This is a genomic window from Corallococcus interemptor, from assembly GCF_003668875.1.
GTDB lineage: Bacteria > Myxococcota > Myxococcia > Myxococcales > Myxococcaceae > Corallococcus > Corallococcus interemptor.
The window spans coordinates 1-1,119 of the sequence record NZ_RAWM01000276.1 but is presented as its reverse complement, the minus strand read 5'-3'; the positions used below and the strand labels follow the sequence as shown (position 1 = coordinate 1,119).

Annotated in this window: 1 protein-coding gene; it reads left to right on the top strand. The window is 65.4% G+C overall.

The window, feature by feature from the left end; translation table 11 throughout:
• Positions 1-44 precede the first annotated feature (44 nt).
• Positions 45-1,119, top strand: a protein-coding gene (locus tag D7X96_RS39075) for an IS3 family transposase (protein WP_244219887.1) whose coding sequence is annotated in 2 segments (ribosomal slippage) — positions 45-327 and positions 327-1,119 — 1,076 coding nt annotated over the 2 segments. Because the reading frame shifts where the segments join, the coding sequence is not laid out codon by codon here. This gene is flagged as partial in the annotation.

Below are 1,119 nucleotides of genomic sequence, written 5' to 3'. Positions count from 1 at the left end.
CCCCGATTCCGTGGACACCCGAGATGTGATGGAAAGGGTGTCCAATGTCGGCGAGTGACGCGAAGCAGAAGAAGCCCCGGAGGCAGCGCCGGAAGTTCACGCAGGAGTTCAAGGACGGCGCGGTGAAGTTGGTGCTGGCCGAGGGCAAGGGCATCCCGGAGGTGGCCAAGGACCTGGACCTCACGGAGTCCGCCCTGCGTACGTGGGTGGAGCAGGCGAAGCAAGCGCGCGGCGAGGGAAAGCCAGGGGCACTCCTTCAGGATGAACGGGAGGAACTCGCTCGGCTGCGAGCGGAGAATCGCCAGCTGAGAATGGAGCGAGAGCTGCTAAAAAAAGCGGCGGCCTTCTTCGCGAAGGAGACGACGTGAAGTTCGCGTTCATCCACGCGCAGAAGGCCCACTTCCCGGTTGCCTTCATGTGTGAGCAGTTGGAGGTGTCCCGCAGCGGCTACTACGCCTGGGTCCGCCGGCCGGAGTCCGCGCGCAAGACGAAGGACAGGGCGTTGGCCGAGGTCGTCGCCGACGTCCACGAGGAGAGCCGACGTCGCTATGGCAGCCCGCGCGTGTTCCGGGAGCTGAAGGCCCGCGGCTACCGCGTCAGCAAGAAGCGCGTGGCCCGACTGATGCGGCAGAAGGGGCTGCGCGCCCGAGCTCGCCGCCGCTTCGTGAAGACCACGGACTCGGCGCACAGCCATGCCGTGGCGCCCAACGTACTCAAGCGCGACTTCTCCCCCGAGAAGCCCAATAGCAAATGGGCGGGCGATATCACCTACGTGTGGACCGCCGAGGGATGGCTGTACCTGGCCGTGGTGCTGGACCTCTTCAGCCGCAAGGTGGTGGGTTGGGCGATGAGCGACACCATCGACCGTCAGCTGGTGCTGTCCGCGCTCACCATGGCCCTGCTCAACCGTCCTGCGCCGGACCTCCACCATTCCGACCGCGGCAGCCAGTACGCGAGCGAGGCCTACCGTGAGCTGCTGGAGCAGCAGGGAATCGAATGCAGCATGTCGAGGAAGGGCAACTGCTGGGACAACGCGGTGGTGGAGAGCTTCTTCTCCTCGCTGAAGATGGAGCTCGTCTACGAGCGCAGCTTCCAGACGCATGAAGAGGCGAAGCGGGC